Genomic DNA, 26012 nt, shown 5'->3' with positions numbered 1-26012 from the left:
CTGAATTTAGCCGTCTACAGGAGTTGCAAGCGCTAAAGATTAAGCTCTGTTTGCCGGCTATTAACTGTGGTAGTCATCTAGTCATTTTTAGTATTTAAATTGCAATTCACTTTCAGAAAACAGCTCAGGTTTTTTGTCCTGTTTAATTTGATAAATCACGCGGTAGCTTAGCACCGCTTGCACGTACTCTCTTGTTTCAGTGAAAGGAATTGACTCAATAAAACTGATTGCATCGAGTTTTGCGTCACTCTTTTTTAACCACCCCTTTATGCGGCTCGGGCCGGCATTATAAGAGGCTGTTGCCAGTACTCTGTTTTTATCAAATTGCTTGAGTAAGGTTGAATAATAAGCGCTGCCGAGCGCAATATTAAGCTCACCATCATAAAGGCTCTTTGTGCCGCGGTACTTAAGCTTGGCTTTTTTAGCTGTTTGCTTTGCCGTTGCTGGCATAAGTTGCATGTAGCCCCTTGCTCCAACACCTGATGTTGCATTGGGGTAGTAGGCACTTTCTCGTCTGGCAATGGCTCTTATTTCATCAATATCGACAGCATACTTTTTACTGGCTTGGGTAAACGACTTTTGCGCTGCATAGGGGAAGCGCATATCCATGTCGTTCCATAATTTAGCTTGAATGCTCGCTTGTACACCCATGCTATGCCATTGGTTTGATACTGCATAAACAGCATATTCTTTTTGCATATTTTTAGTGTGTCTGTTTAATAACATCACCCATTCGGCGCGCGCCTCAGACTGCTTGTCTAAAGCGAGTAATTCGGTAACTCGAGCTAGGCCGTTATCGGCAAAAATTTCTGATTGGCGCTCGGGTACGCTGGAGGTTGACTGGTGTTGAACCTCAAAAGGTACCTTGATGCTACTTGCGGCTAAAAAACCATAAAAATTTCTTTTTTGGCTTAACTTTTCTAGTAGTGTTTGCGCTTGCTGTTGTTTTTGTTTATTGCTGCTGCGTTGCAAGATCTTGGCACGCCAATAGGTCCAGCGAGCAGTATTTTGCTTCTGCTTACTGAGCATCGGGATGAAATGTTCAAACTGAACTTGATCGTTTGTTCTTAATGCCCAACGTAATCGTTTTTCAATTAAGTCATCGCTATCAAGTAAGGGCAACATGGTATCGACAAAGCCTTTGAGCGCTTCTGTTTGATATGTTAATGCGCGACCTACCAAGTAGCGACCCAACTGCCGGCCTTTGTATTCACTAAACCGATCCATTTTTTGGTATTTAGCAAAAAGTTTTACTGCTTGTTTGAGATCTTTTTTTGCAAGGCGTCGGAGTCCAAAATCAACAATCGTAGCAGTGATGTTTGATTTTTCATTGTATTTGGATGTATGGCGTAGACTACGGGGATCTTTGTAAACTGCTAATAGACGTTTAGCGGCAGCTTTGTTACTGGTAACTTGCCGCGATAGGTAGGTCAACAACCCGTATTGCCCTTGTTCAAAGCTTAGTAACATTCTTGACCAAATGAGCTCTTGGGTTTGAAAACCCGCTTTTTTCCACTCTTTAAATAGTGGATCACAGGCCTTTGGGCGTGAACGGCCATGTTGCCACAGCTCGCTAGCGCCTTTATAGGCAAGTTCTTTATCACCTTGTTGTAGTTGTGCTCTGTAAAAATAGCACTGCAATGTTATGCTGTTTGGCCTTTTGGGACTAACGGTAAGAAAGTCTTTCCAGCGTTTGCGTTTCCCGCTTTGGGTGAGGTATCTGGCGCGTGCAGTGTTGTATAGCGGACTGCCTTTGAATTGCTCAAAAGACAGCACGGCTTGATCGGCAGGTTGTTTTAATATTGACGATATATTTTTATGGAAATCGAGATATATCGTTAATGGGTATCCCTCTAGCTTACCTCGTAGGGTCTGATAAGTGGTAAGATGCTGCTTATCGAGCGCCTTTTTCGCGTCTAAGTACATTTGCTGCTCAGAGGTTAATGCCGCCGTAGCTGAAAAAGAAATGTACGTTAGCACTAAAAATACCATGGCGCTTAACTGCTTGTGCATTGGCTTAAATCCTCTTAAATATCCCTATTTACTATAACAACAGCGCGATTACGAGATAACTTCGTCTTCAGCTAAGCTTAGTGCTTTATCCAGTAGTTGGGTATCGAGTTTTTTACTGGTCTCAACCCCAAGCTGCTTCATTTGGTGGGCTTGGCGGATCACATTGCCTTTGCCTGAAGCGAGTTTTTTCATCGCGTTGTTATAGTTTTTTTCTGCCGACTCTATCGAACGACCTACTTTTTCCATGTCATCAACATAGCCACAAAGCTTGTCATATATTTTGCCAGCTTGTTGTGCGATAAGTTGCGCATTTTGATTTTGGTACTCGTAACGCCAGATATTGTTAATGGTTCTAAGTGCGACTAATAAGTTTGTCGGGCTAACTAACATAATGTTACTTTCAAGCGCGTAATTTACTAGACTCGGATCATGCTCTAGAGCCAGTAAAAACGCCGGCTCTAGCGGTATAAACATCAATACATAATCTAAACTGGTTAGCCCATGTAGCTTTTGGTAATCTTTTTGACTTAAACCTTTGATATGTGCTTTTAACGAAGCGATATGTTCTTTAATTGCTTGGGCGCGCACAATGTCATCGTCACTATTAAAGTAGCGCTCGTAGGCTATGAGTGACATCTTTGCATCAATGACGACGTCTTTTTTTTCTGGCAAGTGCACAATAACATCGGGTTTAAAACGTTTACCTTCGTCATTTTTAAGATCGGTTTGAGTGTCATATTCGTGTCCTTCACGCAGTCCACTTTCTTGTAAAACGCGTTCTAAAATGACCTCTCCCCAATTACCTTGTTGTTTATTATCACCTTTTAACGCTTTGGTTAGGTTTACTGCATCTTGACTCATCCTGAGGTTTAGTTCAGTCAACGAATCTAATTGGTGCTTAAGGGCACTGCGCTGGGTCTGCTCGTGAGAATATGAAGTTTGAACTTGAACTCTAAAGCCTTCTAATTGCTGTTTAAACGGTGCTAGGACACTATCAAGCTGTTGATTATTTTCATTTTGTAATTTTTCACTTCTCGCTTCGAAAATTTTGGTCGCCAGATTTTCAAATTGGCTATTGAGGCGGGCTTCTGTGTCTTCGAGTAGTTGAATTTTGTCATTAAGTGCTTGCTGCTCAGCTTCGTAGCGGGCTGCAATTGTTTGCTGCATAGCATTGGATTTTGACAATGCTAGCTGGGTTTCAACTTGTTTGCGGTGATTATCGTTTAATGATTGTTCTAGTCGCTGAGTTCTTTCTGCTTGGGCTTGCGCTTTACCAAGCTGCTGTATGCGTTGCTCTAGCTTTTCTTGCAGTAGGCTTAGTTGGCCTTCTTTTTGGTTAATTGTCTGTTTTAGATCTAGAATTTCAGTATTGAGTTCATTTTTTGTCTGCTCAAAGTCATCGACCAATTGATGCCTAACTGCTTGCCATTTAATCCGAGTTTTTCGCTGGTTAAACAGCGCTCCAATAAGCATAGCCAGAAAGGCCACGGCCATAAGAATGATGATTTCAGGCGTTGATAAAGCGATATTTAAAGGCATGTGAGAAGGCTCTTAACATGATTAATGACACCGTAGAGTGGCATGGTGCTTTAAACACTGCAAGCTTAAGTCTATGAACTATAAAGTAACTGCTGTAGACGTAACCAGCTGTTGCGAAAATGTAATGTTTTGCCATGACTGAAATGTTTTTAATGTTTACACGGTCTGAGTTAACAAGGGTATTTAATAGCTTCACCAAGAGGATAGCGCCAAAATGAATATCATTAAGAAAGCAACTTGGAACAAGTTTAAGGATTGTGATGTAACACCCGAAGGGGTTTACCATGATCGTAGGCGTATTCTTAAACAGATGGGTTTTGTTGGTGCTGGGGCGTTATTGTCTTCGCAAGCTAATGCCGGGGTGTTTGATTTTTTCACCAGTGAAGAACAAAAGATTGCATTTTTAAGAGGAGCATTACCACATGCTAAGCAGACGCTTTACGACCACTTACTTTATGGTGATTTGACTCCAGAAGATAAGGTGATATCGCATAATAACTTTTATGAATTTGGCACCAGTAAGACCGACCCGGTCGATAATGCGCAGTCATTGCAAGTTAACCCATGGCAGCTTGTAATTGATGGCGAGGTCGATACGCCGTTAACACTCGATTATGACGATCTGTTAAGCATGTTTGCTTTGGAAGAACGTATATATAACTTTAGATGTGTAGAAGCATGGTCAATGGTGATCCCTTGGGTAGGTTTTTCGCTGGCGAGTTTATTAAAAAAAGCAGGTGTTAAAAGTAATGCAACCCATGTTGCTTTTGAAACTCTGTTTGATCCAGAACAAATGCCAGGCCAAAAGAATCGTTATAGCGGTGGCGGAATAAACTACCCTTATGTCGAAGGCTTAACATTGGCAGAAGCGATGACGGATCTGACTTTCATGTCAGTAGGCCTTTATGGAAAAACACTGCCGCCTCAAAATGGTGCGCCGGTTAGGTTAGTGGTGCCTTGGAAATACGGCTTTAAAAGTATTAAATCTGTTGTACGTATTACGGTAACGAATAAGCAACCTAGATCATCGTGGAATTTATTAGCACCAAATGAATATGGTTTTTACGCAAACGTAAACCCAGATGTAGACCATCCCCGTTGGTCACAAGCATCTGAGAGACGCATTGCAGAAGGCGGGCTATTTTCGGCTAAGCGGATCCCTACGTTGCCGTTTAATGGTTACGGAGATTTGGTTGCTGGGCTTTATGACGGGATTAACCTTAAAACCAACTTTTAACAGGGACCAACATAAATGCCGTTAAAATTAACTTCACGTTCGTTATTTTGGCTAAAAGTTTGGATGCATGGTATTGGGTTAACTCCAATTATATATTTATTTTTGACCGTATTTAACGGTAATGCGGGTGGCGACCCGGTGCAATATATCATTCATTATACTGGGATTGGGGCGCTTAATGCGTTGGTTTTGACGCTTCTAATCTCACCTGTCGCCAGAAAACTGAAACTCGGTGCTCTGTTACAAACTCGGCGATTGGTGGGTTTATATGTGTTTGCTTATGCAAGTTTACATATTATGGCATTTTTTAGCTTAGACTTACTGTTTGCATGGCGGATGTTTTTTGATGAGGTAACTAAGCGGCCATATATATTGGTCGGCGCTATCGCCTATTTATTACTGCTTGCTTTGGCTGTTACTTCATTTAAAAGTGTGATGCGCAAAATGGGTCGACGCTGGCAAAGGCTACACAATGGTATTTATTTGATTGCTTTGTTGGTTCCAATACATTTCTATTGGTCGGTAAAATCTGAAATTATAGAGCCAATACTCTATTTTTTCATTATAGGATGGCTTCTCGCTGTTCGGGTTTATCAATCTAAATTATTGAAACATATGTTAGACAAATGAATGTAATCGTTAGCAGGCTTAAATGATATATGTGATTTAGAATGTAACATTATATTTGATACAAGTGTTTTAATAAAGGGAGGGACTTTTGCTGGTTATTGCGAGAGTTTGTAAATGGGTTTATTGCTAACTCGCTACAGACTATTAAGTCTGAGGGAGCCAAATCATGGCTTAATAAAGTGAGTAGCATGCATTTTTGCCCATCCATAGGCAGTATGCGTGGCTTTTTATAACGTAAGTTAAAGCCTGTATAGATTTTTTAGCTATTTCTAATCCAAAAAGGCTAGTTAGCGTTATAATTGACTTTCTTGCTGTCTCATTATCTGGATCACTTCATCATAAGAAATGTTGAACTGACGAGAAAGGTTTATTATTTTTGTCTTATAAGTTTGAATGTTTTCTTGTTGCGCCAATAATCGTTTCTCATTTTCAACAAGCTCATTTACGGCGTCTTGCAAAATAAGTAAACGTCGTAAATTAAAATCAAGAGAAGCAATATACTTTAACATTTGAGGCTTATTACGAGCTTGCTCAAGGTCACTACTAGTTTTTTTATCATAACCGTATTGGTCTAATGCAGCTATGGCAGATTCTAAATCAAGGTTGTCTTTCATATGAGTCCGAGGTTAGATAGAGGTATGTCCAGAAGTAGACAATTAATATTATAGTTTGTAATTTAAATCTATTAAAGAAAAATATAGCTTATTTTTAATAAAAGACAACTAATTACTTGGGTTTACGAGTGAGAACTGTCAATCTACTAGCATGTTATATTTCTTTTAGAGTAAGGAAACGCTAATGTTAGATCTATTACCCGACTTGTTCGATGCTCACGCTGATAAACTATCTTTGCTTCCCCCTATTTTTAAGTCTTTTGGTCAAAAGGATATTTTTTGGGGCGAAGTGGTAACGGTTAAATGTTTTAAAGATAATTCATTAGTGAAAGAGACGTTATCGAATGATGGTAAAGGAAAAGTACTCATCGTTGATGGTCAAGGTATCACTGATAGTGCATTGCTTGGTGATATGATTGCAAAAAATGCAGAGATTAATGGTTGGAGTGGGGTCATTATATACGGTTGCGTCCGTGATGTTGCAGCGCTTAAAACCATGAGTATAGGTATTCAAGCTATCGGAGTAAATCCGATAAAAACGGTGAAGAAAGGCATTGGTGAACGTAATGTTACGATTGAGATTGAAGACACTATTGTTAAGCCTTCATCTTATGTTTATGCCGATCTCAACGGTATAGCGTTATCTAATCAAGCGTTAGATTTATCCGTACTAGGTTTATAGTTGCCAGTAGTTATTGAGAAAGGATCGATTATGAAAATTTTAAAATGGTTTTTGATTGTTGTTTTAGCTTCGTTGGCTGCATTAGTGATTTATATTACTGTGATATTTGACCCAAATGATTTTAAGCCGCAAATCGTACAGGTTGTAAATGATAAAACGGGTCGTGAGTTGGCTATTGAAAGTGATTTGTCATGGACTTTTTTCCCCAGTTTAGGGATTAAACTCGGTGGCATAACATTAACTAATCCACAGGGTTTTAAGAGTCCAACTATGGTGTCAGTCAATCAAGCTGTTGCCGAAGTCGCGTTAATGCCATTACTTAAAAAAGAAGTTCAAATATCACAGTTAAACCTAGATGGCTTAACATTGGCACTAGAAACACAGACTGATGGTTCAAGCAGTTTCGATGGGTTAAATACTCAAGCTGGAGCCACTGAAACCCCTGATGCCGAAACCGCCAGCGTTCAAGCCCATAGCGTTACTTTATCAAAGCTCGATATTGGCGGGATCTCTATCACTAATACTGAAATTAGTAACTTCGACCATAAAACAAACGCTAAGCAAGTACTGAATTTGAAGTCTTTAATTTTAGGCCGCTTTCAATTAGATGAATTTGCACCTCTAGAGTATGAGCTTACGGCATCAATGCCAAATCTTGACATAAACAGCACGGGCGCAGGGCAGATTAAGATCTCAAATAGCCTGCAACATATCACTATTAATGATTTTGTGGTGTCAAACTTAATTACTGCCGATGGGATACCTAATGGTTCATTACAGGCTAACCTCACGACATCAGTTGAATTGGCATTAGATAAACAGACCATGAATTTAGCATTAGCCAGTTTTAGTGCCGCAGACGTTAATGCGTCTGGCCAGCTTGATATTGCTTTTGGTCAGCAGGTTCCAACTATAGCTGCAATTCTTGAGGTATCTGATATTGATTTGGATGAACTACTACCGCAGTCGACTGGGGATGATTCTGTAGCGACAAAGCAAGAATCAAGCAATGCGGCTAGTACTGTAGAGCCAGACTTAACCGTTATGAAGTCCGTTGATTTAGATGTGAGCATTAAAGTTAAATCAGTAAAAGTGGCAAATGTAAAAACGCAAAACTGGAATTTTAAAATGGTAATGCAGCGCGGTATTGCCAATGTCAGTGATCTTTCTGCCGAGCTTTATGGTGGAGTGATTAAAGCGACAGCGACATTAGATGGCAGCAACAAAATAGCTAAGTATGAGTTTGATAAACGTTTATCAGGCGTTGATATTCGTGCTCTGTTAATGGATGCCGCTGAAGTGGATATGCTTGATGGCACAGCCAACTTTAATGTTGCTGGTAAAGGAAATAGCCTGTTACCGGACAACTTGAAGAAGAACCTAATCGCGAATGGACAATTTGAAATTGCTGACGGCGCTATTCATGGTGTCAATATTCCTCAAATGATCCGCGATGCTAAAGCAAAACTTAGTGGCGATCTTGCATCCGGCACAACAGGTGAGCAAAAAACTGATTTCACTAGCATGACGGGCTCATTTAATGTGGCTCAAGGTGTTGTCGCCAATCCTGATCTTAATATGGCTTCACCACTTATTAGGCTAACCGGAGCCGGTACAGCTAATATTATTAACGAGGTGCTAGATTATAAATTAACCTCGTCCGTTGTCGGCTCACTTGAAGGGCAAGGTGGTAATGAGCGTGATGCACTCTACGGTGTTGAGATCCCAGTTGCGATAAGCGGCACAATCTTAGAGCCTAAGTTTGCACTCGATACCCAAGCCTTGTTAAATTCGACGCTTAAAGAGAAGACTGATGAGCTGAAAGACAGCTTGTTGAAAAAATTTGGAGGTTTTTAATGTTAAAAAAGACTGCATTAACATTAGTAATGTTGAGCACGATAGGGTGCTCTGGGTTGGCAAGTCATAGCAATGAAAACGCGAAAATGGAACCTGTAGATCACAGTCAGAAAGCTGCTTTGGTTAAAGATGATATTTCAGCACAAGGTTTACTGGTAGGGGACTTACAGGTTAATACCGCGGCAAGTGGCGAGATCAACGTGACATTGCAATACAGTAATCAGCAGTCTTACGGTGTACCTTTAATGTTTACATCAGGCATGGTAGCCGACTTATGGTTATTTGATCCTGAAGGGCATAAGGTTTGGACTTGGTCTAGTGACATGATGTTCTCACAGGCAATTCGTGAAACCGTTATTGCTGCAGGTAAAACACAAAGTGTTCAATTTACCATTGCAGCACCGACGGCTTTGACTATTAAGAAAGGTTTTTATATCCAAGCCGTATTTGCCGGCAAAGCGACTGAGTCGAAAAAGCCAGCAATGGTGCCTGTACGTTACCAATTTTAAGCAGGGTTAACAGGCGTTTTTAAACGTCTTAATCACACTTTTGATCAATGCCGCGAACCAGTTTGCGGCATTTTTTTGCTAAATTGATTATAAAAAAGTCCGAGCTCAAAATGTGGGCTCGGACTTTTATACAATTTTTAAAACATACTCTTTAAAGTGTTTTTAAATGATTGCTCTGTATCATTAGTTAAAACTGAATAAGGTTAACCTGCAAAATTTGCGTTAACGAAATCCCAGTTAATTAATTGCCAGAAGTGTGCCATGTAATCAGGGCGAACATTACGGTAATCAATATAATATGCATGTTCCCAAACATCGACTGTCATGATTGGTGTCACGGTTTCATCAGTTAACGGAGTCGCAGCATTGCTGGTGTTAACAATGGCAACAGTACCATCAGCTTTCTTCACTAACCATGTCCAAGCGCTGCCGAAGTTGTTGACTGCTGAATCGGTGAACGCGGCTTTAAATGCATCAAATGAACCAAACGCAGCAATAATTGCGTCAGCAACAGGGCCAGTTGCGTCGCCACCACCATTTGGTGATAAGCAGTTCCAGTAAAAAGTATGGTTCCAGATTTGAGCTGCATTGTTAAATACACCACCAGTAGAAGTCTTAATAATCTCTTCTAAACTTTTGCCAGCAAGCTCAGTACCTTCAACTAAGCCATTAAGCTTAACAACGTAAGTATTGTGATGCTTACCATAGTGATAATTAATTGTTTCTTCCGAGATATGTGGCTCAAGGGCGTTTTTTGCGTAAGGTAATGCGGGTAATTCGAAAGCCATTAGTTTTCTCCATTAACTCTAGATTATTGTTTTATACGTTCTCACTCACTGTTTGACATTTTACCTAATATACTTGTGAAGTGTATCATTGTTTATTCGAAATGGTCGATTACTCCAATCGGTTATTTCTATTAAAAATATCCATGCAAAAAGTAGGTTTTCGTTCTGCTGAATACTGAAGTACAATAGTGACATTGCAATCTTGTATAAACCAGGGATCTAAAATGGAAACTGTCGAAAAAATTAAGCAGCAAATAGCTGAAAACCCAATCATTGTCTACATGAAAGGTTCACCAAAGCTACCAAGCTGTGGTTTTTCTTCTCAAGTCGCACAGATCATGATTAATTGTGAAGAGCAGTTTGCCTTCGTAGATATTCTTCAGCATCCAGATATTCGTAGTGAACTTCCAAAATACGCTAATTGGCCAACCTTCCCACAGTTGTGGATTGAAGGCGAGCTTATCGGCGGCTGTGATATCTTGACTGAAATGTACCAAAAAGGTGAGCTTAAACCGCTAATTAAAGAAGCCGCTGCTAAATATAAAACAGCAGACGATCAAGCAACGAGTTAATCTCTGCTAATTAGATTTAGCCCTAAACACTTAACAATGTTTAGGGCTTTTTTATGCGAATTTTTAGCATTAATCTTGTGGTTAAGTTTACAGAGGATCGATATCGTCACTCACTATTTTAGCGTGAGCGGCTGCATTGTCAGGTAGCACAATGTTCATAACAATAGCGACAATGCCACATAAGCTTATTCCGGTCAGGCTGAACGAGCCAATACCAAATGCCATGCCGCCAATACCGAATACTAAGGTGACTCCCACAATACATAAATTACGTGGTTCATTCATATCTACTTGGTTTTTTACGAGCGAATTAAGACCTACAGCGGCAATAGAACCAAACAGTAAACACATAATACCGCCCATAACGGGAACAGGAATTGTTTGCATCAAAGCCCCTAGCTTGCCAACAAAGGCTAACAAAATGGCGGTGATCGCACTCCAGGTCATAATGGCTGGATTGAAGGCTTTTGTTAGGGTCACTGCGCCTGTTACTTCAGAATAAGTGGTGTTAGGTGGACCACCAAAAGCTGACGCTGCGATAGTGGCAAAACCATCACCGGCTAACGTGCGGTGTAATCCAGGCTTTTTGATAAAATCTTTTCCGGTTACATTTGATATCGCTAAGATATCGCCGATATGTTCTACTGCTGGCGCAATAGCGACTGGGATCATAAATAATATGGCATGCCAGTTAAATTCTGGTGCAACAAAATTTGGTAATGCCAGCCAGCTTGCGTTGGTCACGGGCATAAAATCAACGATGCCGAAAGCTAAACTTAAGCAGTACCCAACTGTAATGCCAGCTAAAATCGGCATTAGCTTAGCGATCCCTTTTGCGAAAATGGCCACTGCAATAGTCGTTATTAGCGAAGCAAGGGAAATTATCAGTGCAATATTTTGGTCAACTAATACTACGCTGCCATCACTAGTTTTACCTATTGCCATGTTCACTGCAACTGGAGCAAGACCTAGGCCGATAACGATAATAACCGGGCCGACAACAACTGGAGGCAATAATCGTTTGATAAACCCAGAGCCTCTGACTTTAATCGTTGCGGCCAATATCACATACACCAAGCCAGCAGCCATTAGCCCGCCCATGGTCGATGGGATCCCCCATGTTTGAACGCCATACATAATTGGGGCTATAAAAGCGAATGAAGAGGCTAAAAATATTGGAATTTGGCGTTTGGTTATTAGCTGAAAAATCAACGTGCCGATCCCAGCGGTAAAGAGTGCAACATTGGTATCTAAGCCGGTTAATAAGGGCATTAATACTAACGAGCCAAAGGCCACAAACAACATCTGCGCCCCTTGTAAAGGGAGTGTTAGGTTTTTCATGTTTCATTCCGTATTTAATTTAAACAAAATCATCATAACTTTGTTACATAAAATATAAAGCGCTTTAGTCAATAATTGCTGAGTTAATACATAAAAAGAGGATTGATTAAAATACCGTTCTAAAATTGCTGTGGTACAATTTAATTAATTATGTCATTTTTGAATTCTGAATATGCTGAGATTTATGTATCGTTACTTGATGATGTTGACTTTATTTGTAAGCGTCTTTAATCAGGCGAATGCAACTGAAATTGGTCATCTTGATGAAAGTTTAGTTTTAATTGAGTCAAGAGCGATTCAGTTACGAGACCAAGCCATAAAAAAAGGTCTTGAAGACGTTATTCTTAAAAACTCCGGAACCCAAAGAGCTTTATCTCACCCAGACGTTGTTAAACAGCTTGCTAATGCCAAGGGCATAATGACTCAATATGGCTACCAAGAGCTTGACGGAGAGTTGTTGCTGCAAGTCAGTTTTGACCATCAACGTGTGATTAGTTTACTACGTCAAGCAGGGCTGCCAGTTTGGGGTGCTCAGCGACCACTGACGTTAGTGTGGCTCGTTGAAGATGGTGCAACCGAAAGGCAAATATTGGCGGATGAATCGCAATCGCCCACCCGTGAAGCGTTTAATACTCAAGCCGATAACAGAGGCGTGCCGTTGTTGTTTCCATTAATGGATTTAGATGATGCGATGCAAGTGGGTGTAAATGATATTCGTGGCCAATTTACTGACACAGTTGCTAATGCATCGTCGCGCTACCAGTCAAATTATTTTATTGTGGCCACTGTAGCGACAGTTGATATCGGCTTTGAATACCAAATGTCGCTCTATCCAGTAGAGCGTGCTAAAGGTTCTAGCCAACATACAGCCATAACGAATAGAAGTGGGCGAGTTGCAACGATTGAAGAAGCGGTTATCGCCATTACTACAGCAACAAGTGAATATTACGTTGGTCAGTATGCGATTGCTGATTCTGGTGAAAAATTAACAACCAAAATTGCGTTTACTGATATCACTCAGATGAAGCAGATAGTTGAAATTGAGCAGTACCTTAACCAACTTAGTGCTGTTAAGTCGGTGAGCATTGCACAAGTAAAAGGACAAGATGTTGAGTTTAATGTGGCACTATTTGGTGACGAAGACGATTTGCATCGCTTGATCAAATTAGACTCCCGTATTGCTGTTATGTCGGACATAACGTCGACGCGAACGCGATCTAGTGGCTTAGAGTCGGTAGGTAACGTCGATAAACAGACACAGATCTACTATTGGAAAGGTCAATAGCTCCCAATTTCAAGGTGCACATGCTAATATGTGTACCTATTGAAATACTGCGTTGTCGAGATACTCCTGAGTGAAATTAAACTCACCGTTACAACTATCATTACCCGTTCATCTGCCAGATGATGAAACCTTTAACAGTTATTACCCAGCTGCAGGCAACGATGAAATCATACAAAGCCTACAGGCATGCGCTGAAGGTCGTACTGAAGGTGCAGTTTATATTTGGGGACCAGAGAAATCGGGCCGCACACATTTAATGCATGCGGCATGTGCTCATGCCAACGAATTGGGTCGTAGTAGCTTTTACATACCGTTAGGGATCTATGCCAGTATCTCTCCTGCATTACTGGAGGGGTTAGAAACCATCGACTTGGTTTGCATTGATGATGTCAATGCCATTGCTGGACACCCGGTTTGGGAAGAAGCCATTTTTGACCTGTACAATCGCATTTCTGAACAAAAAACGTGCTCGCTAGTGTTAAGCGCCAGCGTATCACCGGTTGATACCGGCTTTTTGTTACCCGATTTACTATCAAGAATGCAATGGGGTTTAAATTACCAACTACAACCAATGGCTGACGATGAAAAGCTCGCAGCATTGCAGCGACGAGCAGCAATGAGAGGCTTACAGTTATCTGAAGATGTTGGTCGTTTTTTACTGAACCGATTAGCAAGAGACTTAAGAACATTATTTGATGTGCTTGACCGACTTGATAAGGCCTCATTAGTACATCAACGAAAGCTAACTATTCCTTTCATTAAGGAAATGCTGCGTTTATAGCTAGATAAATATTTTTGTGAACAAAAGCCCAGTTGAAACTGGGTTTTTTTATATCTGAATGTATTGTTAGAGCAACCTATTAGGCCATTAGGTTAAATACAATAGAGCTGGGTAGACAGTTTTCTGGTTGCCATGCGTCAGTGTTAGTTGCCAGCTAAAGCAGTAAGACTGACCAATATCAATCCTACTGTTTGGGTTACTTCTTATTTTTTTTGAGCCCTAATCCAAGCTCCCTGCCGCGAATTCGGGCGTAATATGGAAAACCAATCAGTAGCGCAGCGATGAGTAATGTTTCAGTGAGTGCAAAGCTGAAATGCTGTTCGGTAACATATAATAAAGTTAGTGAATGCAGCATGTATAAACAAAGTATAAAGCTTGCCCATGCATAAGTGTAAGGCAGCCCCATAAGAATGCCTTTAAGGGGCAATAGCAAAGGAATAATCCATAGCAGGTTAAATATTAGCGAGTATTCGCCTGATATACCTTGGTTTATAAACCAGCCTGTAAGTAGTATCACTAAAATGACATACCCTGTACGACAAAGTTTAAAGAGGGTAGAAGACTGCATTGTATGCTCACTCATAAAATGGTTAATACATTTTCAGGTGGTCGACCAATTGCAGCTTTATTGTTGGCTAATACAATTGGCCGTTCAATTAACTTTGGGGTTTCAACCATTGCCGCAATTAACTGTGATGTTGAAATTGATGTGTTATCTAAACCCTGTAGCTTATACTCATCATCTTTAGTTCTCATCATCTGTCTTGGCGTGACTTGTAATTTTGTTAAAATACTTTCAATTTGCAGTGCTGAGAGTGGATTTTTTAAGTATTCAATTATTTGTATATCACAACCTCGCGCTTCTAATAGCGCCAATGTTTGTCGGCTTTTAGAGCAGCGAGGGTTATGAATAATGCTTACTGTGGTCATTGTTTGAGTCCTAATCGCCTAATTTGCCAGCATTATACTTCAATGAGTGATCTGAGTCACAGTAAACAGTGCGTTAATTTAAATTTTCGATTGCTTTATCAGCTTGTCTAAATTGCCTAATTCTGGCTTCAATTCTTGCTAATTGTAGTGGGTTATCCGTTGAAGCTTTATAGGCAAAGTTTAACTGGTCTATGGCTGTTTTATAATCAGCGGCTAACGCTAATGATTCGGCTTTAACAAAGTGCTCCATCGCTTTATTACCGCTCTTTTTATAGGCCTCAGTCAGTAATAAATAAGCGATTTGATTTTGTTTGTCGAAAAAAATGAGTTCTTCTAATAATGGTATGGCTAAATCCATTTGACCATTTTCAATATAAACATTGGCTAAGTTGGTGTTAACCACAGTTGATGTCGGTTTTAACTGTTTTTGTTTTAACAGCAATGCTATGGCTTCGCTGTGCTCTTTTTTGTGAGTCAGTAAGTCAGTCTTAGTGTCGATGAAGAACAGGTTATTAGGGTATTTTGCTAATAACTTATCGATAATGACCTCTGACTCATCGAACTCTTCCATTCTAAATAGCGCAAGTGCTTTGCCGTATTCTGCAGCGCTTTTAAAGGTGTGGCGATTCTCTTTAAGTTGTTTTTCAAAAATGGATAATGCAGCCGCTTCACTGTACCCCGAAAAGCGCACTTGAATACGTGCTTTAGCTAACTGAAAGTTAATGTTGTCGGGAACGTGTCTCAAAGGGTACTGCTGAGCTCTAATTCTGGCTTCAGAAATACGTGATTCAGGTAAAGGATGAGTCAACAGCATTTGCGGTGGCTTAGTGGTAAAACGATAGCGGGCTGCCAGTTTATTGAAAAAATTAGCTGCGCCATCTGGATCAAACCCAGCATCAACTAATATTTGCATGCCAATACGGTCAGCCTCTTTTTCATGTAAACGGGTGTAATTAATTCTTGCCTGTGTGGCTAAGGCTTGTGTCGTTGCCAACGCTGCCATGCCCGCTTGTGGCGCAGCAACTGTGAGTAAGATAGCACCTAACATACCGACGATGGTTGCGGTAGAGCTCTTTGCTTGTGCTTCGATTGAGCGAGCTAAATGTCTCTGGGTAACGTGGGTGATTTCATGTCCAATTACAGATGCTAATTCACTCTCTGTATCGGCATTGAGGAATAACCCTGAATGAACACCAACGTGTCCGCCAAAAAAGGCAAAGGCGTTAATTTCATCATTACGTAATAAGAAAAAATAAAATGGTGTTTTAACCCCGGTTGCATGCGCGACTAATTTATTGCCCAATTCGGTTAAATATTGATTCAATACCGGATCGTTCAACATTGGGGCTGATGCTCTGATCACGCGCATGTAAGCATCACCATATTCGGTTTCTTTTTCTAAACTAAATGTGTTGACCGCAGCAGTGCCAAGGTCTGGCAAATCGTTATTTGCAAATGAAAAAGGGGTCGAAGTGCTTAATATAAAAGCTAAAGTCCCAGCGATAACGGATTTTGAAAAAGTTAATTTGCTCAAGCGGATCCTTAAATTGGGCTATGCTTATGTTGTTGTTTGTTCATAATGCTAGCTTGTGATTTGTGCCACTTATTAGGATAATAGGCTTAGATTGTTCATAGCAAGATCATTATGATTATTATTGATTTAACTTCATATCGATGCCCTTTACCATTAGTAAAAACTAAAATGGCACTTAAACAACTAAAATCGGGTGAAAAAATAACAATACAGCTATCAGACCCTGGTTCTAAGCTAGATGTTCCCCGATTTTTAAAAAAAGTCGGCTTCTGTCACAAAGTATTACAACATGAAGAGAGTATTTTGACTCTTGAAATCACTAAATAAAGTGATTTTACACCGTTTTACATCATTTTTTGTAGAACATATATTTTAAACGGTAGTCCAATGCCTAGCCATTACTACCGGATTAGGGAATTTTAATGTTATCGATTTTAAGCAGTTGGTATAAAGAACGTTTTAGCGACCCACAAGCTGTAACTTTAGTGCTTATTCTAGTTGGGTTGGCATTAGTGATATATTTCGCCGGCGACCTTTTAGCGCCCTTGTTAGTTGCGTTAGTATTAGCATTTTTATTGGAGTGGCCAGTTGCACAAATGGCAAGAGTCGGTATTAGTCGTACTCCTGCTGCCTCGTTGGTGTTGTTTCTTTTCATTGGGTTGATGTTAATGCTGTGTTTTGGCTTGGTGCCTAGCATATGGCGACAAGGAGTCAGCCTAATTGGTGACTTGCCGAGTATGATTGATAAGGGCTTATATACCGCTCAACAATACGTTAATCAGTACCCGCAGTTTATCAATCCTAACCAACTTGACACCATGGTCGCTGAGCTTAAAAAACTGCTTGATACTGAGCATATTTTAGATATTGGCAAGCAATTACTGGGCTATTCGGCATCATTATTAGTACTGATGGTATATGCGATTTTAGTCCCCTTGTTGGTATTTTTCTTTCTCAAAGATAAAGATTTGTTGATTAGTGGCAGTAAACGATTTTTCCCGTCTAATCGTGATTTAGCCCGTAAAGTTTGGAGTGAAATGGATCAACAGATTTTCAACTACATTCGCGGGAAAGTGATTGAGATTGTAATCATTGGGGTGGTGAGTTATGCATTTTTTGCGCTCATGGATTTACGTTATGCCGCCCTGTTAGGCGTATTGACTGGGTTGTCAGTTTTGATCCCCTATGTTGGTGCAACGTTGGTGACTCTACCTATAGCGTTGGTCGCATTTTTCCAATGGGGTGTCAGCTCCGAATTTGGCTATTTGATGCTTGGTTATGGCATTATTCAAGCATTAGATGGAAACCTGTTAGTACCAATACTGTTTTCTGATGCTGTTGATCTGCATCCGGTGTTTATTATTGCTGCCGTGCTGATATTTGGCGGTTTATGGGGCGTTTGGGGAGTATTTTTTGCTATTCCACTTGCTTCTTTAGTTAAAGCCGTGATTAACGCTTGGCCGGTGAGAGAGCCGTTACCTAACAATACTGGATCATGACACCCGTCAATGCGGCAGTTTCATACTCATAGTTTGTAATAATAAAGGGGTTAAGGCCCCTTTACTATTGTAAACACAGCCTTAAGACATAGCTTAGCTGTCAACAAGGTGCCTAGATGCAGCAAAGGAGCCAAAAGGCTCCTTTTAGTTCCAGCAATGTAGGTAATCATTCAAGCTTAGTATGAGCCTATAGCCAACCCTATTGCGTTAAGTGTGCTAATACAACTTCATGATGATCTTTAGTTTTGAACTTATCGAATACATGTTCAATGTTACCTGCTTCACCAATGAGAAAACTGGTACGCACAACGCCCATATTCTCTTTACCCATAAACTTTTTCAGTTGCCATACATGGTATTTTTCACATACCGCATGGTCTTCATCTGCGAGAAGGCTGAAGTTTAACTCTTGTTTATTGATGAAGTTTGTCAACTTTTTAGGGGTATCAGGGCTGATCCCAAGAACAACAACATTAAGGGAGTCTAATTGCGCTTTAGAATCACGCAAACCTTGAGCTTGGGTTGTACAACCCGGCGTGCTTGCTCTCGGGTAAAAATACAGCAATACTTTTTTGCCTTTAAGCTCAGATAACGTCACTGAGTTGCTGTCTTGATCCAAAAGCGTAAAGTCAGGTGCAACCTGTCCAACTTCAATTGCCATTTCCATATCCTTATAATGTCGGTTGTAGTCTAATCAAATGAATGTCCATTATTAGTACATTATTGATGAGCTAGATGATTACAATAATAGGGTGCAAACTGGTCCTGTCTAGTGATTATCTTAAACAGGACATTCTAATTTGGATCTACTCTAACATAACGCTACTTAGTTTTGTTGTCAGTACCTTGCATATGTTCGAGGGTGCACTCTAAACCCATTTCTTTAGCAAGTTGATGAATACTGAGCTCCAATTTTGCTAGATCAACTTTTTCAGGTACATTGACGGTCAATGAAATATTCTGCGTCGGGCTACCGGCATCATCTTCTTCAGCATGTGATTTTACCGCAGCAAGATCTAATGAACGGTCAGCTAAAAATTGAGTCACTTTTTTCATGGTTCCGCGTTGGTCATGACCACTGAAATTAACTTCTAAACGCGAGATGTAGTTTTTTGCTGTATGTTTTGATGTGCGTTTCATTACCGTCATTAATTCAAGTTCAACACTTAAATTTGGTAATGTTGATTCTATTTTGGTGATTGAAGACCAAGACCCAGACAGCATCATTATTAAGGTAAATTCATTACCAAAAAGTGCCATTCGACTGTCGACAATGTCACAGTCACATTCACTTGCCAGTCGAGCAAATTTACTCACGATACCTGAACGATCTACTCCCATCGCAGTAACGACCAAGTGATTGGACATCATATACCCCATTTATTCTTATTGGTTAGCCTAAAAAAACAGCATTATGATAGTGTGTTTTTTACGTGGGTTGCAATGCTAACACAACTTAGTGAATTTGGGATCTTCATCGTTGTAGCGGACTAACATATTTATTATGTTTCAACTTGATAACTAATATGGCAAGAGATGCTCAGTAGTGCTTGTTTTTAACTGATTCCATCAGTACCATAGCCAGTCCTGAACCCTTGGGGAATACACATGATAAACGGAAGCATCGTTGCCTTAATCACACCAATGAATAGTGATGGCACAGTAGATAATAAGAGTCTTGAAAAATTAGTCGAGTACCATATTGCCCAAGGTACTGATGCTATTGTTGCCGTTGGAACAACAGGCGAGTCTGCGACTTTGCCTCCAGCTGAGCATATTAAAGTTGTTGAACAAACTGTAAAGTTTGCCGCAGGCCGCTTGCCGATTATTGGTGGCAACGGAGCAAATGCGACTGCAGAAGCCATAGATCTGACTAAAGCGCTGTCTAACGTTGGCGTTGACGCTATGTTGGGTGTTACTCCCTATTACAATAAGCCATCACCAAAAGGCTTAATTGCACATTATACTGCCGTGGCTCAAAGCACAGATATACCGCAAATCCTCTATAACGTTCCAGGGCGAACAGCTGTTGATATGTTACCTGAAACCGTCGCTGAGCTTGCAAGTGTAAGTAATATTATTGGCGTGAAAGAAGCAACGGGCGATCTTGCTCGCGTGGCTCAATTACGTCAGTTATGCGGCAATGACTTTTTACTTTATAGTGGCGACGATGCTAGCGCGCGTGAATTTTTAACATTAGGCGGAAATGGCGTTATCTCTGTTGCCAATAATATTGTGCCTAAAGCGTTCAAGGCTATGTGTGATGCCGCATTAGCAGGTCGTTCTGCAGATGCAATAACCGAAGAGAATACAATTAAAAGTTTGTTCAGTGCGCTATTTTATGAAGCCAACCCAATTCCTGTTAAATGGGCTGCTCATAGAATGGGGTTAATCACAGAAGGTCAAATTCGTTTACCTTTAACTGAACTTTCTAGTGAGTTTCATGGTCTGTTGCTAGAAGCAATGAAAAATGCCGGAATTGAGGTTTAATAATAAAAATGCTAAAGCAAATATCACCATTAGTATTAATTGCCGCTGTGACAGCTTGCAGTTCGCCAATTGATAGAAGACAAGTTAATGACGTTGAACACCCGTACAGTACTTTAGAACCTGCTGCTAAACTGGTTATTCCTGCAGGGTTAAATGAACCTAATTACAGTAAAGAATATGACATTCCAAACATTGGCAAAACAGCTGATAAGACCCTAGTAGGAAGTCGTCTAGATATTCGCCCACCATTACAAGTTTTAGCAATGGCTTCGGGAACACGCGTAGAAGAGGGTGACGACAATATTAAGATTATCGTTGAGTCAATTGACAATGATATTGATCTTAAAAAAGAAATATTCAGTGTATTAAAGGAATACTTTGTTAGTAAGTCACTGCCAATTCTAGCAGAAAACTATGACGCAGGTACTTTTGAAACCGATTGGATAGAACGTTCAGAAGTGGTTGAATCAAGCCTTTGGGGCGATGATAAAGTGTATCTTTTACGCCAACGTTATAAATATAACGTTGATGTTAGACCACACGGCCGTACGGGTAACGTGACAATTGACTTATTGGAGCATGAAGAGTCATTTGATGGCGAACTGCAAGATATTTTGTTGACTGGAGACGATAGACGCCGCTACACAATTGATATTTTGAATGATTCAATTAGTTATATGAGCGTCAAGCGTGACAATGGTATTAAAGCTAAGCAAATAAAACAAAGCTTGGGTATTGATGTAGGTTTAGTTGCTGAAGAAGATGAAGCTGCATATTGGCTTGCTGATGCAAAATTTAAGCGTACATGGGACCGTTTACGTATAGTTTTGCCTGAATTAAATTTTGAGGTCGTTGATTTAGACAGCAATAAAGGACTGTTATATTTCAATGTAACCGACGAATCAGGATTTTGGAGCACTTTATGGGGCGAAAAGAAACAGACATTGACTGAAGGTTCATACCGAATTGAACTTAAAGATGATGCTGATGAAAACAAAACACAAATTCATTTATTAGGTGAAGATAACTTGCCATTAAGTAATGAAGTGGTTATCGGTGTTTATGAAGTTTTCTCTAAATCAATGAAAGAAGATCGTCGCGATTCTAAAGATCGTGATGCCGCGCCGCAAAAATCTGAGCGTCCAGAACGCCCTGAGCGCCCAAAGAAGTAACGACAATCTAGTTAAAAAAGGAGCCTGTTTGGCTCCTTTTTTTTGGCCTAAATTTGTGTATTTCTGACTTTATCGACACTAAGACTCATCGCTTGTTACTCACAATGCTATTTAATAATTAGGCATTGGCTAACTGGATAACTCTGACTTTGCAAACATAACCTGCGACAGTTCACGTTAAGCGTAAGGTTTTGATGTAAAGCGGCTTGTTTTGTACGAAATAGAGTAGCTCAAATGTATTAATTGTAAGTAGACGTAAAACGTATTGATGCTGCGTTAAACCTAGGTAAACTAATTGGCAGTTATGTAGGTATATTGCCGGGAAGTTCATGAAAAAAATAATAATAATCGTACTGATAGGTTTAGCTGTGGCTGCGGGTTACCAATATTATGTAAATAGTAATGTGGTAACAAGCAAAAAAAACAAGGCTGTTGTCAATGTGGTGGTTGCTAAAGCATCGATTCAACCCATTCGTGATGAAGTAGAAGCATTAGGCACTAGCAAAGCTAATGAATCGATTACAGTCACACCGAAGGTATCGGAAGTCGTAACGCAGGTAAACTTTGAAGATGGCGATCTTGTAGAGCAAGGGCGGTTGATCATTCAACTACAAGACAGTGAGCAGCGTGCGCGCGTGACGGTGGCTAAAGTCACTGTTGAAGATCACGAGCGAGAATTGAATCGTATTCGCGAACTTGTGACAAGTCAAACGATTGCAGAGCTAGAACGAGATCGTTTAATAACCTTAATTGACACCGCCAAAGCTGAGTTAGCGCAGGCACAGTCGGCATTACACGACCGAAGGATCACAGCCCCTTTTGCCGGAGCGCTTGGTTTAAGGCAAGTGAGTGTGGGGGCGCTGGTGAGCCCAGGTGATCCGATCACGACCCTCGATGATATTTCAGTTATTAAGTTAGATTTTTCAATTCCTGAACGCTTTATACAAGCACTTGAAATTGGCAAAACTGTTGAGGCTACAGCCGTTGCATTTGATGATGAACTGTTTATTGGAAAAGTTGTTTCTATTGATAGCCGTATAAACCCCAGAACTCGTACTGTGATTGTACGTGCGGAAATACCCAACCCCAAATTACGTTTACTGCCTGGCATGTTGATGAAGGTGAAACTTATCAAACAAAGCCGTGAAGCCTTAATCTTGCCCGAATCGGCAATCATACCAATTCAAGACCGGCAGTATGTTTATTTGGTTAATGATGAAGGCGTGGTAGAAAAACAACAAGTCTCCATCGGGCTACGTAAGCGTGGTTGGGTCGAAATTCTTGATGGGGTTGAACTTGAGCAGGAAGTCATTATCCGTGGGATCCTTAAAGTCCGTCCAGATGATAAAGTGACCGTAACCTATAGCGAAAAGTTTAGCTTTTTAAATGAAGCCAGCGTGGAGCCATTGGTATGATTTTAACTGACCTTTCGGTTAAACGGCCGGTTTTTGCCTCGGTGATCAGCATTCTATTAATTATTTTTGGATTGGTCGCGTTTGATAAGTTACCACTGCGAGAATACCCCAATATTGATCCTCCTGTTGTCTCAATTCAAACCAATTACCTTGGCGCCAGTGCTGCGGTGGTTGAAAGCCGGATCACGCAGCTGATCGAAGACCGAATTAGTGGTGTAGAGGGCATTAAAAATATCAGTTCAACCAGCCGTGATGGTCGCTCAAGTGTGACATTACAATTTGATGTTGGCCGCGATATTGAAGCTGCTGCCAACGATGTACGCGACCGCGTTTCAGGTCTACTGAACAATCTGCCCGAAGAGGCCGAGCCCCCAGAAGTTCAAAAAGCAAATGGGGGAGATGAAGTGATTATGTGGTTCAATTTGGTGTCTAGCCAAATGGATACCATGCAACTAACGGATTATGCAAGACGCTACCTTGTCGATCAGTTTTCTGTTATTGACGGAGTGGCCAACATGCGCTTGGGGGGCGGTAAAGTCTACGCAATGCGTATTTGGATCGACAGACAAGCGTTAGCTGCCCGAAATTTAACGGTAGCTGATATTGAATCGGCACTGAAGTCTGAAAACGTAGAACTGCCAGCAGGTAGTGTTGAGTCTAAAGAACGCCATTTTACCGTGAGGCTAGAAAGAAGTTTTCGCACCGCAGAAGACTTCGCAAACCTGGTGCTTGCTGAAGGCGATGATGGCTACCTGATAAAACTGGGCGATGTTGCTAATGTTGAAATTGGCTCAGAAGAGGAACGGATTACATTTAGAGGTAACCGAGAGTCAATGATTGGCTTGGGGGTATCAAAGCAGTCGACAGCCAATACTTTAGATGTTGCCCGTGCCGCGAATGAGTTAGTTGATCGGATCAATCCCACCTTACCAGAAGGTATGGAGATTAAACGCTCTTACGACAGCTCAGTGTTTATTGAAGCGTCGGTCAACGAAGTTTACCAAACTTTGTTTATTGCCATGTCGTTGGTGATTGTCGTTATTTATCTGTTTTTAGGTAGTGTGCGTGCCATGTTAATCCCGGCGATAACGGTTCCGGTGTCATTAATGGCGACATTTATCGTGCTTTTTGCCTTAGGGTACACGATTAACTTACTAACGCTATTAGCGATGATTTTAGCCATTGGTATGGTCGTTGATGACGCGATTGTGGTGCTTGAAAATATTCACCGTAGAATAGAAGAGGGCGATTCACCGTTAAAGGCCGCCTTTCTTGGCGCCCGAGAAGTCGCCTTTGCTGTGGTGGCTACGACGTTAGTGTTGGTTGCCGTATTTATGCCCATAACCTTTCTTGAAGGCGACATAGGTAAGTTGTTCAAAGAATTTGCTGTAGCTATGAGTGCTGCTGTTATTTTCTCCAGCATAGTGGCATTAACGCTAAGTCCGATGATGTGTTCAAAAGTGCTTAAACCGGCAGGCGAGTCAACTTGGCTGGTAAAACAAATTGATAACGCGATGGATAAACTATCTGCTGGTTACCGAGCATGGTTAAGAAAAGCGATGCAGCATCCTACTTTAGTCAGCTCCGTGATTTTGGTTGCGTTACTCAGTAGTGCATATTTAGCCACAGAGGTACCGCAAGAGTTTGCCCCAAAAGAAGATCGTGGCTCAATGTTCCTACTCGTAAATGGTCCACAAGGAGCTAGTTTTGAATATGTTGAGTCCTACATGGATGAGATTGAAAACCGCTTAATGCCGTTAGTAGACTCAGGTGAGGTAAAGCGATTATTAATTCGAGCTCCACGTAGTTTTGGCACCAGTTCAGACTTTTCAAATGGTATGGCGGTTATTGTACTTGAAGATTGGGCGTTAAGACGCAGTGCGTTTGAGATCATGACCGACATTCGTGAGCGGTTAGCGGATCTTGCCGGAGTAAGGGCATTTCCAATTATGCGTCAAGCATTTGGCCGCGGTGTTGGTAAACCCGTACAGTTTGTACTTGGGGGACCAAGTTACGAAGAGCTCGCTCGCTGGCGCGACATTATTATTGAAAAGGCCAAAGATAACCCAAATCTTGTTGGTTTAGATCATGATTATAAAGAAACTAAACCTCAGCTAAAGGTGATTATTGATAAAGATAGAGCATCAGATCTTGGGGTGTCGATTTCACATATCGGGCGCACACTTGAGTCATTATTGGGGTCTAGGCTTGTGACCACCTTTATGCGCGAAGGCGAAGAGTATGATGTGATCATTGAAGGAAAACGCGAAAACCAAAATACCGCTGATGATCTCGAAAATATCTATGTACGCTCTGACCGAACCCAAGAGCTTATCCCTTTATCAAACTTAGTCAGTGTGGAAGAGTTTGCTGATGCGAGTCAATTAAATCGTTATAACCGTATGCGAGCCATTACCATTGAGGCAAACTTAGCCGAAGGTTATAGTTTAGGTGAAGCGCTCGAGTACTTAAATCAGTTAACGCATCAATACCTACCTGCAGAGGCGATTGTGAGTTACAAAGGGCAGTCACTAGATTATCAAGATTCAGGTAGCTCAATGTACTTTGTATTTTTGTTAGCTTTAGGGATTGTGTTTTTAGTCTTGGCTGCGCAGTTTGAAAGTTATGTACACCCGGTTGTGATTATGCTGACTGTACCATTGGCAACATTAGGTGCATTGATAGGGCTATGGGCCACAGGGCAAACTCTTAATATTTATAGTCAAATTGGTATCATTATGTTGGTTGGTTTGGCGGCTAAAAATGGTATTTTAATTGTAGAGTTTGCTAACCAATTACGTGACAAAGGCATCGAGTTTCAAAAAGCGATTATTCAAGCCTCAAGTCAACGATTACGGCCTATCTTGATGACGGGGATCACCACCGGAGCAGGTGCTATTCCGTTAGTCATGTCGCAAGGAGCCGGCGCTGAAACCCGTTTTGTGATTGGGGTTGTCGTGCTGTCTGGTATCACGTTAGCTACTTTCTTTACGTTATTTGTTATCCCGGTAGCTTATTCTCTTATTGCTAAAAATTCGGGTTCGCCTGAATTAGTGGCTCAGCAATTAGATAAAGAGTTAACAAAATAAGTAAAGTTAACAATAAAAAAGGCGCATTAAGCGCC

23 protein-coding genes and 1 pseudogene are annotated in these 26012 nt (G+C 40.9%); 14 read left to right on the top strand and 10 right to left on the bottom strand.

Features of this window, described 5'->3' with window-relative positions; translation table 11 throughout:
* Positions 1-87: 87 nt before the first annotated feature.
* Both RGE70_RS10265 and rmuC read right to left on the bottom strand, forming a co-directional pair.
* Complete coding sequence (locus RGE70_RS10265) at positions 88-2013, bottom strand: transglycosylase SLT domain-containing protein (protein ID WP_310471359.1); 1926 nt, start codon at positions 2011-2013, stop codon at positions 88-90.
* 48 nt (positions 2014-2061) lie between these two features.
* Positions 2062-3552 carry a DNA recombination protein RmuC gene (rmuC, locus tag RGE70_RS10260; RefSeq protein WP_310471358.1) on the bottom strand — a complete coding sequence of 497 codons (1491 nt, stop codon included), beginning with the start codon at positions 3550-3552 and terminating at the stop codon, positions 2062-2064.
* A gap of 214 nt (positions 3553-3766) precedes the next feature.
* Between rmuC and msrP the strand changes: the two genes are divergently transcribed.
* Both msrP and msrQ read left to right on the top strand, forming a co-directional pair.
* On the top strand, positions 3767-4789 hold the full coding sequence (gene msrP / locus RGE70_RS10255; protein ID WP_310471357.1) for a protein-methionine-sulfoxide reductase catalytic subunit MsrP: 1023 nt from the start codon (positions 3767-3769) through the stop codon (positions 4787-4789).
* 15 nt (positions 4790-4804) lie between these two features.
* Entirely contained in the window at positions 4805-5419 is a 615-nt protein-coding gene (msrQ, locus tag RGE70_RS10250; RefSeq protein WP_310471356.1) for a protein-methionine-sulfoxide reductase heme-binding subunit MsrQ, read from the top strand.
* Positions 5420-5712: 293 nt separating this feature from the next.
* Here the strand turns inward: msrQ and RGE70_RS10245 are convergent, their stop codons facing one another.
* On the bottom strand, positions 5713-6033 hold the full coding sequence (locus tag RGE70_RS10245; RefSeq protein ID WP_310471355.1) for a hypothetical protein: 321 nt from the start codon (positions 6031-6033) through the stop codon (positions 5713-5715).
* Between the two features lie 184 nt (positions 6034-6217).
* Between RGE70_RS10245 and RGE70_RS10240 the strand changes: the two genes are divergently transcribed.
* Genes RGE70_RS10240 through RGE70_RS10230 form a run of 3 tightly spaced genes read left to right on the top strand, consistent with a single transcriptional unit; the run spans position 6218 to position 9081 of the window.
* On the top strand, positions 6218-6715 hold the full coding sequence (locus tag RGE70_RS10240; protein WP_310471354.1) for a putative 4-hydroxy-4-methyl-2-oxoglutarate aldolase: 498 nt from the start codon (positions 6218-6220) through the stop codon (positions 6713-6715).
* Positions 6716-6745: 30 nt separating this feature from the next.
* On the top strand, positions 6746-8572 hold the full coding sequence (locus RGE70_RS10235; protein ID WP_310471353.1) for an AsmA family protein: 1827 nt from the start codon (positions 6746-6748) through the stop codon (positions 8570-8572).
* A complete protein-coding gene (locus tag RGE70_RS10230; RefSeq protein WP_310471352.1) occupies positions 8572-9081 on the top strand; it encodes a BsuPI-related putative proteinase inhibitor in 510 nt (169 codons plus the stop codon). The genes RGE70_RS10235 and RGE70_RS10230 overlap by 1 nt, the downstream gene beginning before the upstream one ends.
* A gap of 203 nt (positions 9082-9284) precedes the next feature.
* Here the strand turns inward: RGE70_RS10230 and sodB are convergent, their stop codons facing one another.
* Positions 9285-9869: a superoxide dismutase [Fe] gene (gene sodB / locus RGE70_RS10225; protein WP_310471351.1), complete on the bottom strand. Its 585-nt coding sequence runs from the start codon at positions 9867-9869 to the stop codon at positions 9285-9287.
* A 224-nt stretch (positions 9870-10093) separates the two neighbouring features.
* Between sodB and grxD the strand changes: the two genes are divergently transcribed.
* Complete coding sequence (gene grxD, locus RGE70_RS10220; protein ID WP_310471350.1) at positions 10094-10441, top strand: Grx4 family monothiol glutaredoxin; 348 nt, start codon at positions 10094-10096, stop codon at positions 10439-10441.
* A gap of 87 nt (positions 10442-10528) precedes the next feature.
* Here the strand turns inward: grxD and RGE70_RS10215 are convergent, their stop codons facing one another.
* Complete coding sequence (locus tag RGE70_RS10215) at positions 10529-11782, bottom strand: uracil-xanthine permease family protein (RefSeq protein WP_310471349.1); 1254 nt, start codon at positions 11780-11782, stop codon at positions 10529-10531.
* 172 nt (positions 11783-11954) lie between these two features.
* Between RGE70_RS10215 and RGE70_RS10210 the strand changes: the two genes are divergently transcribed.
* Positions 11955-13067, top strand: coding sequence for a DUF2066 domain-containing protein (locus RGE70_RS10210; protein WP_310471348.1), 1113 nt, complete (start codon positions 11955-11957; stop codon positions 13065-13067).
* A gap of 70 nt (positions 13068-13137) precedes the next feature.
* Positions 13138-13848 (top strand): DnaA inactivator Hda, encoded by a 711-nt coding sequence (gene hda / locus RGE70_RS10205; protein ID WP_310471347.1) that lies wholly within the window; start codon positions 13138-13140, stop codon positions 13846-13848.
* A 196-nt stretch (positions 13849-14044) separates the two neighbouring features.
* Here hda and RGE70_RS10200 read toward each other — a convergent pair whose 3' ends face one another.
* The 3 genes from RGE70_RS10200 to bepA form a co-directional block, all read right to left on the bottom strand.
* A complete protein-coding gene (locus RGE70_RS10200; protein ID WP_310471346.1) occupies positions 14045-14416 on the bottom strand; it encodes a DUF2069 domain-containing protein in 372 nt (123 codons plus the stop codon).
* An 11-nt stretch (positions 14417-14427) separates the two neighbouring features.
* On the bottom strand, positions 14428-14778 hold the full coding sequence (gene arsC, locus RGE70_RS10195; protein WP_310471345.1) for an arsenate reductase (glutaredoxin): 351 nt from the start codon (positions 14776-14778) through the stop codon (positions 14428-14430).
* A 73-nt stretch (positions 14779-14851) separates the two neighbouring features.
* On the bottom strand, positions 14852-16312 hold the full coding sequence (gene bepA, locus RGE70_RS10190; RefSeq protein WP_310471344.1) for a beta-barrel assembly-enhancing protease: 1461 nt from the start codon (positions 16310-16312) through the stop codon (positions 14852-14854).
* A 111-nt stretch (positions 16313-16423) separates the two neighbouring features.
* Between bepA and RGE70_RS10185 the strand changes: the two genes are divergently transcribed.
* On the top strand, positions 16424-16639 hold the full coding sequence (locus tag RGE70_RS10185) for a sulfurtransferase TusA family protein (protein ID WP_310471343.1): 216 nt from the start codon (positions 16424-16426) through the stop codon (positions 16637-16639).
* A gap of 95 nt (positions 16640-16734) precedes the next feature.
* Positions 16735-17811, top strand: a complete 1077-nt coding sequence (locus RGE70_RS10180; RefSeq protein ID WP_310471342.1) for an AI-2E family transporter — start codon at positions 16735-16737, stop codon at positions 17809-17811.
* 199 nt (positions 17812-18010) lie between these two features.
* Here the strand turns inward: RGE70_RS10180 and bcp are convergent, their stop codons facing one another.
* Both bcp and RGE70_RS10170 read right to left on the bottom strand, forming a co-directional pair.
* On the bottom strand, positions 18011-18472 hold the full coding sequence (gene bcp, locus RGE70_RS10175) for a thioredoxin-dependent thiol peroxidase (RefSeq protein WP_375087845.1): 462 nt from the start codon (positions 18470-18472) through the stop codon (positions 18011-18013).
* Positions 18473-18633: 161 nt separating this feature from the next.
* Positions 18634-19179 carry a glycine cleavage system transcriptional repressor gene (locus RGE70_RS10170; protein ID WP_310472962.1) on the bottom strand — a complete coding sequence of 182 codons (546 nt, stop codon included), beginning with the start codon at positions 19177-19179 and terminating at the stop codon, positions 18634-18636.
* A 240-nt stretch (positions 19180-19419) separates the two neighbouring features.
* On the opposite strand from RGE70_RS10170, the gene dapA reads away from it, so the two are divergent.
* The 4 genes and pseudogenes from dapA to RGE70_RS10150 all read left to right on the top strand — a co-directional run bounded on the left by dapA (position 19420) and on the right by RGE70_RS10150 (position 25977).
* On the top strand, positions 19420-20301 hold the full coding sequence (dapA, locus tag RGE70_RS10165; protein ID WP_310471340.1) for a 4-hydroxy-tetrahydrodipicolinate synthase: 882 nt from the start codon (positions 19420-19422) through the stop codon (positions 20299-20301).
* Positions 20302-20309: 8 nt separating this feature from the next.
* Positions 20310-21401: pseudogene (bamC, locus tag RGE70_RS10160) on the top strand (NlpB/DapX family lipoprotein); the annotation flags it as partial.
* Positions 21402-21802: 401 nt separating this feature from the next.
* The gene (locus tag RGE70_RS10155; protein WP_310471339.1) at positions 21803-22888 is read left to right on the top strand and encodes an efflux RND transporter periplasmic adaptor subunit; all 1086 of its coding nucleotides are present in this window, start codon (positions 21803-21805) and stop codon (positions 22886-22888) included.
* The gene (locus RGE70_RS10150; RefSeq protein WP_310471338.1) at positions 22885-25977 is read left to right on the top strand and encodes an efflux RND transporter permease subunit; all 3093 of its coding nucleotides are present in this window, start codon (positions 22885-22887) and stop codon (positions 25975-25977) included. Before RGE70_RS10155 ends, RGE70_RS10150 begins: the two co-directional genes overlap by 4 nt.
* Positions 25978-26012: the final 35 nt, after the last annotated feature.

This window comes from Shewanella youngdeokensis, assembly GCF_033180165.1.
GTDB lineage: Bacteria > Pseudomonadota > Gammaproteobacteria > Enterobacterales > Shewanellaceae > Shewanella > Shewanella youngdeokensis.
This window is presented reverse-complemented; position numbering and strand designations above follow the sequence as displayed.